The following is a 6,527-nucleotide window of genomic DNA, read 5'->3' as shown; positions in this document are numbered from 1 at the left end:
CACCGGGACGGGGGCGGTGCCGAGGGGCGCGGTGCCGCGCGCGGGACGGAACTCCAGCCGCCCGGCGGGCCCTTCGCACCGCCGCAGCACGCCCGGCACGGCGGGCAGGTGCGTACGCCGCCACATCCGCTGCGGCAGCGGCTGCACCACCGCGACGGGTGCCGTGGCCGACCAGCGGTGCAGCAGGCGCTGCATCCGCCCGCCGCGCCACATCGGCCCCGCGCAGTCGCTCAGCAACAGGGTGAGCTGACGCCCCGTCGGGTCGCACAGCCGGGCCGGGGACTGGAGGAGCCCCGCACCGGCCAGGCCCCTGCCACCGCCCGCGCCACCCCGTGAAAGCCCCGTACCGATCGCCGGACTCCCGTCCTCCGCCTCGTACACGTAATGCACCCGGACCTCCCGGAACGCACCCGCCCGCTCGCAGACCTGCCGCAGCTCGTCCAGGGTCTGGTCCCAGACGGCCATCGAGGTCGAGACGTCCATCAGCAGCTGGACGCGCGCCTCCCGCCGCCGCACGCCCCGCAGCACCGGCACCACCAGACCCGTGTCGGCGGCCCGGTCCGCCGTGGCGCGCTCGTCCAGCACCCGCCGTGCGGGCCGTAAGGGCGCACGGAAGCGCTGGAGGGGGCGCAGCGCACGCTGGAGCGCCTGCGGATCGGGCAGCGCGGATGCGGCCGGGACCCGTACGGGGAAGGCCGCGCCGCCGTCGGCGGCCTCGCCCCGCCCCCCGCCCGGCTCCGGCGCGAACAGTTCGGCCTGCCGGGGTGGCGCCGGGCCGAACCGCGGCGGCGCCGACCGGGGTTCGGGCACGCGCTCGGTGTCGGGTGCGGCGGCCGGAGCGGGTTGCGCGGGGCGGCCGTCGGGGGCCTCGGCCACGCGCGCGTGGACCGGCTCCCCTCCTGGAGGGCCGGTCCACCGGGCCAGCCACACCGCGTCCGCCAGCTCCTCCGACGTGGGTGGGAGGCCCGCCTCCCGCAACCGCGCGACCAGCGCCGCCAGCGCCACCGCGCCCACGGCGCCGTCGTCCTGCGCGGCGGAACCGGCCGTACGGGAGGAGGGAGCCATCAGATCACCGCTGCCGCTGGTCGAGCGGGCGCATCAGCAGTTCGGCGATGTCCTCGCGGCGGCCGTGCTCCTCGCGGGCCGCGTACTGCGTGAGGAAGATCGCGTTCAACAGCTGGTCGGTCGGCCGGAGTTCGCCCGCCCGGGTGCCCTGGGTGAACAGGCCGATCAGGTCGAGGTGGCGTTCGTCGGCGCCCGGCCCGAAGTGCGCCTGCACCATGGCGGCCAGCCGTTCGTCGCGCGGCGGCGCCAGGTCGAGGTGGATGCAGCGGCGCAGCAGCGGAGCCGGGAACTCCCGCTCGCCGTTGCTCGTCATCACCACGAAGGGGAAGGCCCGGCAACGCACGCGCCCGCCCACGACCGGCACGCGCCGCCCGTCGTCGTCCAGCACCTCGACCTGCTCCTGGCCGGGCCGGTCGGCGATGCGCTCCAGCTCCGGGATGCCGAACTCGCCCTCCTCCAAGGCGTTGAGGAGGTCGTTGGGCAGGTCGAGGTCGCTCTTGTCGAGCTCGTCGATGAGCAGGACACGCGGGCGCTCGGCGGGCAGCAGGGCCGTGCCGAGGGGGCCGAGCCGGATGTAGCGCCCGATGCCGTCCTGCGCCGCGGCACTCCCGGGGCCACCGCCGGGCCCGCCCTGCTGTTCGCCGCTGCCCGCTGGGAGCCGCTGTTCGTCGACCGGTACGTGCTGTTCGCACTCGCCGGGGTCCCGCTGCTGGCCGCCACCGGAGCCGAGTGCCTGGTGCGGCGGCTGCGGCTGCCCAGCGTGCCGGTCGCCCTGGCCGGGGCGCTCGCGGTGGCCGCCGCCTTCGGGTGGCAACTGCCGCTGCACGAGCGGGAACGGCGGCCCGTCAGCCGCCAGGACGACCTGGCGGCGGTCGCCCACCTCGTCCGCGAGCGGACGAAGCCCGGCGACGCGCTGCTCTTCGTCCCCTCCGCCCAGCGCCGTATCGCCCTCGCCTACCCGCGCGCCTTCACGGGCCGCCGCGACCTGGCCCTGGAGCGGCCGGTCGCCGCCTCCGGCACCCTCGACGGCCGCGAGGTGCCACCGCGCGAACTGCGCGCGCGGCTGGCCGGAACCGAACGGGTGTGGGTCGTGGCCGAGCCCGGAGTGGTGAACCGGGCCTGGTTCCGGCGCAACAGGCGCGAGCAGTCCAAACTCGCCGCCCTCCACGCCGACTTCACGACGTTTTCCACCGCACAATCGCGCAGCGGAACGATCACCCTCCTCGTACGTGGGACCCGGGTTCAAGGGGGCCGGAGCTGATGCCGAACCAAAGAGCGGACAGCGACGCGAAGAACAGGAGCACACCGATGGTCACAACCCAGGTGAAGATCCCGCTCCGGCCGGTCTCCCTGGCGCGCCGGACCCCCGTCGCGGCTCTGCTGGTCCCCGCCGTCACCATGGCCCTCCTCGGGTTGTGGGACCTCGGGCGGCGCGGGCAGTGGGGAGACGAGGCCGCGACCTGGAGCGCCGCCCGCCGCACCCCCGGCCAACTCTGGGACCTGGTCTGGCACATCGACGCCGCCCACGGCCTCTACTACCTGCTGATCCACGGGGTGCTGCGGATCCACGCGGACGACGTCGCGCTGCGCCTCCCCTCGGTCGCCGGCATGACGCTCGCCGCCGCCCTGATCTCCGCAATCGGCGCCCGCCTGGCCGGGGCCCGGGTCGGCCTGGTGGCGGGCATGCTCTTCGCGGTCGTCCCGATCGTCAGCCTGTACGCGCAGGAGGGCCGCTCCTACGCGCTGGTGCTCGCCGGCGCGATGGCCTGCACGTACTTCCTGGTGCGCGCCTGCGAGACGGGCGAGGGGCGCTGGTGGCGGCGGTACGCGCTGGTGGCCGCCGTGACCGCGGTGCTGCACGCCTTCTCGCTGCTCGTGCTCGCCGCGCATGCCGTCACCCTCCTCGTCGGCCGTGCGGGGGCGCGCGAGTGGCGCTGCTGGGGCCTGTCCACGGGGTTCGCACTGGCGGCCGTGGCCCCGGTCGCCTGGGTGGCCCGCGGCCAGGCGGACGAGGCCCTCTCCTGGATGACCGCACCCGGCTGGGACGCCGTGACCGGGCTCGTACGGTCCTTCGCCGGGCCCTCCGGGTGGATCGCCTGCGCGATGCTGCTGCTGGCCGCCGCCGCGCTGATCACCCCGCGCCGCCCGGCCCTCGACTCCGGCCCGGTCTCCCTCGCCACCGTCGCGCTGCCGCTGCTGGCCGTCCCGCCCGCGCTGCTCATCGCCGTCTCCCAGGTACACCCGCTCTACGACCAGCGGTACGTGCTCTACGCGCTGCCGGGCCTGAGCCTGCTCGCCGCCTCCGGCATCGACCGGCTCACCGGTCTGGTCCTGGCCCGCGGCGCCATGCCGCTGGCGATGCCGCTCGCTGCGGCCCTCGTCGTATCGCTCGTGCTGGGCGGGCAGTTGGGGGCGCAGCGGCACGTGCGGTCGGGCGAGAGCCGACTGGACGACCTGCGGCCCATCGCGGAGATGGTGCGCGCCGAGGCCAAGCCGGGCGACGCGGTGGTGTTCCTCGCCGGCACCCGGCGGAAGGCCGCAATCGCCTACCCGAAGGACTTCAAGGGCCTGCGCGACGTGGCCCTGGACAGGTCACCGGCCGCCTCCGGCACCCTCTTCGGCACCGAACTCCCCCCGGACCGCCTCAAGGAGGCCCTGTCCAAGGCCCAGCGCATCTGGCTCCTGGACCGCGAGGACTCCGATCAGCGCCGGGTCTTCAGCGACCCGCGCGAACGCGTCAAGCAGGAGGTCCTGTCCGACGAGTTCCACCGCGAGGGCGTGGAACGCCTGCACGGCGGCAGCGTGCACTTGTACGTCCACAACTGACGTGCGGGCAGAATTTCAGCCCGTCCGGCGTTTGAGGACACAGTGACCTCAGCGGGCCACGGCCCGCAGCCGTGAACTCACAGGAGCGACGGCACGACCCCCACCCCGATCTGCGTCGCCGCGCGCTGAAGCGCACTGGCCAGCAGCGCCAAGTCCGTCGGCCCGTTGCCCAGTTCGCGCAGGGGCCGCCGCGTGGGCGGGTCCCCCATGCGCGCCCAGTCCAGCGGGACCACCGTCGGCCGCAGTGTCGCGGTGCGCGGGATACGGCCGGTGACGCGGCCCGCCTGGAACGGCGTCGCCGAGCCGTCGGCGCGTACGAGCCTGCCCCGCCCGGCCGTCGCCTCGCCCGTGCCTCCACCTGGGCCCCCGTCCGTGTCCCCGCCTGGGGTTTCGGCCGGGGCGGGCAGCAGGTCGAGCGTGACGCGCAGGCCCGCCTGCCCGGCCGCCGCCGTCTCGGACGTACGGTCCGGGCGGCCGCTCGCCGCTATCAGGTGCACCCCGAGCCGCGCGCCGTCGCGGGCCACCGCCTCCAGCGCCCGCACCACCGAACCGGCCGCGGGCCGCCCGGTGCTGCCCAGGGCGGGGGCCACGAGCGCGTCGAAGTCGTCGACGAGGACGACCAGGCGCGGCAGGACCGGGGCGCCCGCGACGGACTCGGCGGCCCGCACCTTCAGCGCCCCTCCGGGGGAGGACCGTACTGCCGAGGTCTCCAGGTCCCCACGGTTCCCGTGGGGTCGGGCGGCCTGACCGGACCCGCCGTCTTCGTACTCGCCGGACCGCCGGGGCGCCACCAGCCGCGCCGCGACCGTGCGCTGCCGGTGCCAGCCGACGAAATCCAGCCCGCCCAGCAGCTCGGCCCGCCGCTTCAGTTCCGTGCTGAGCGCCTGCGCGAACTCCCGCATGCGGACCGGGTCCGAGGCCACCAGATACGTCGAGACATGCGGCAGGTCCGTACACGCCCGCAGACCCCCGCCGCGCTCCGCACCGCCCCCGTCGACCAGGGCCAGGGACACGCGGTCGGGGCGGTCGGCCGCGGCCAGGGAGGCGGCCAGGGAGCGCAGCAGCTCGGTCTTGCCCGTGCCGGGCCCGCCCTCCACCAGCAGATGCGGCCCGTCGGCCGCCGGGTCGACGGCGAGCGGGCCGTGTGGACCCGCGCCCAGCACGGCCGACAGGCGCCCGCCGTCGGCCTCCTGCCCGCCGTCGCCCGCCGCGGCCCAACGGGCCATCAGCGAGGCGGGGGTGGCGCGGGCCAACCCCAACTCGTCCAGCAGGCGGGCCGTACGGGGCAGTGGCGCAACGGTTCGTCGCCCGCCCGCCGCCGGGGCTCCCGTATGAGCCGGCCGCAGCGGGGCCAGGGCGCGCGCGAACCGCTCCGCCCAGGCGGCCGAGACGGCGTCCACGGTCGCCACCACGCCCTTGTTGAGCGGCCCGGAGGGGCCGAGCGGCATCACCCGGAGCGCGGTGGCGACATCCCCGGTGAACAGGGCCGCCGTCCCGCACTCGGGGAACGGCGGCGAGGCGGTGCAGGCCGCGTCGAAGGTCGCGGTCAGCGGGGACGCGGGCGAGGCGGCGGGCGCCTCGGCGAGACACAGCAGGTGGACACCGGCGACGGGGCCACCCGCCGCCAGCCGCGCCGCCGTACCGCGCAGGGCGGCCGAGCCGGGGTCGCCGTCGACGATCACCAGCGTGCGCGGGCCCTCGTAGCGGGCCGCCTCGGCGGCGACCGCCGCGCGGTCCGCGGTGACCCAGCCGGCCCCCAACGGCCCGTCGTCCAGCCGCCGTACGAGCTCGGCCGTACGGGCCGTGGCCTGCTCCCGGTCGTAGGCCAGCAGCAGCCGGCAGTCCTGGCCGTGCGCGGGCCGCAGCTGCGGCAGCCAGCCGAGCCAGGACCACTCGGCCAGCCGCTCGGCCTGCGGGCGCGCCCGGTCCGTGCTGATCAGGACGATCTCCAGGTCGGCGGGGGAGTGCAGCGCGGCCAGCTGCGCGACCACCGACCGGGCGAGCCCGGACAGCCGGGCCCGCGGCCCGGCGAGCCCGAGCGAACCGGTCTCGCGCAGGCCTACGGTCACGGGCGTGGCCGGTGCGCCGGGCCGGTCCGCGGTGCCGAGCCGCACCGTGAAGGCGTCCGGGTGCCCGGGCCCGCGCTCCCACAGCCGGGGCCCGGGGCCGAGCGCGGTCAGCAGCACCTCGGCCGGATCGGGCCACCGCTCGTGAACGACCCCGCCGGAGCCGGGCGTTCGGCCGGGAGCTCTCCCCGCCGCGCCCTGCCCCACGCGCGCGTCCCCGCCGTCCTGGAGCCCTTCCGGGGTGTCGCCTCGCCCTCCGGTGAGCCGCCGGGCCCAGGCTCCTATGCCACGGGCGCGACGGGTGGGGCGATGGGGCGCGGTGGCATCATCGGGTCCGGCCGGGCCGTCCGACCCGCCGGAAGCGGCTCCTGCCCGGGGCGGTGGGTTGTCTGAACCGCTGCCCGTCCGGGGCCGGTTCGGGCCGTCGGCGGCCGAAGCGGCTCGTTCGTCACCCAAGGCGGGGCGGGGGATGCCCTCGTGGGTGTCGGCACCGCGGCCCGCCTCCTGCCACCCGCCGTCCGTACGCCCCCGGGCCCCGCCGGCGGTTGCGGCCGGGCGGGTGTGGCCGTC

The 6,527-nt window shown here is 76.9% G+C and carries 5 protein-coding genes; 2 read left to right on the top strand and 3 right to left on the bottom strand.

The genetic code is table 11. From position 1 onward, the window contains the following. On the bottom strand, window positions 1-1,065 hold a 1,065-nt coding region (locus AOK16_RS27635; RefSeq protein ID WP_276202495.1), incomplete at its 3' end, for an SAV_2336 N-terminal domain-related protein. Between the two features lie 4 nt (window positions 1,066-1,069). Beyond that, window positions 1,070-1,879, bottom strand: coding sequence for a MoxR family ATPase (locus AOK16_RS12000; protein WP_240483528.1), 810 nt, complete (start codon window positions 1,877-1,879; stop codon window positions 1,070-1,072). Here AOK16_RS12000 and AOK16_RS27145 point away from each other — a divergent pair. Together AOK16_RS27145 and AOK16_RS11995 are read left to right on the top strand one after the other, a co-directional pair. Then, window positions 1,856-2,326 carry a hypothetical protein gene (locus AOK16_RS27145; protein ID WP_157859180.1) on the top strand — a complete coding sequence of 157 codons (471 nt, stop codon included), beginning with the start codon at window positions 1,856-1,858 and terminating at the stop codon, window positions 2,324-2,326. The two genes, AOK16_RS12000 and AOK16_RS27145, sit on opposite strands and share 24 nt — an antisense overlap. A 47-nt stretch (window positions 2,327-2,373) precedes the next feature. Further along, window positions 2,374-3,891 (top strand): glycosyltransferase family 39 protein, encoded by a 1,518-nt coding sequence (locus AOK16_RS11995; RefSeq protein ID WP_055472249.1) that lies wholly within the window; start codon window positions 2,374-2,376, stop codon window positions 3,889-3,891. Between the two features lie 77 nt (window positions 3,892-3,968). On the opposite strand, the gene AOK16_RS11990 is transcribed toward AOK16_RS11995, so the two are convergent. Then, window positions 3,969-6,527: FtsK/SpoIIIE domain-containing protein (locus AOK16_RS11990; protein ID WP_107098325.1), on the bottom strand; the 2,559-nt coding region annotated here is incomplete at its 5' end.

This window comes from Streptomyces pathocidini (assembly GCF_001418495.1).
Taxonomy (GTDB): Bacteria; Actinomycetota; Actinomycetes; order Streptomycetales; family Streptomycetaceae; genus Streptomyces; species Streptomyces pathocidini.
The sequence above is the reverse complement of the archived record's forward strand: the minus strand, read 5'-3'. Positions and strand labels throughout refer to the sequence as shown.

What these genes read in the sequence shown, in the direction of transcription:
- AOK16_RS11995 (WP_055472249.1), top strand. Translation starts at nt 2,374, where the DNA reads ATGGTCACAACCCAGGTGAAGATCCCGCTCCGGCCGGTCTCCCTGGCG.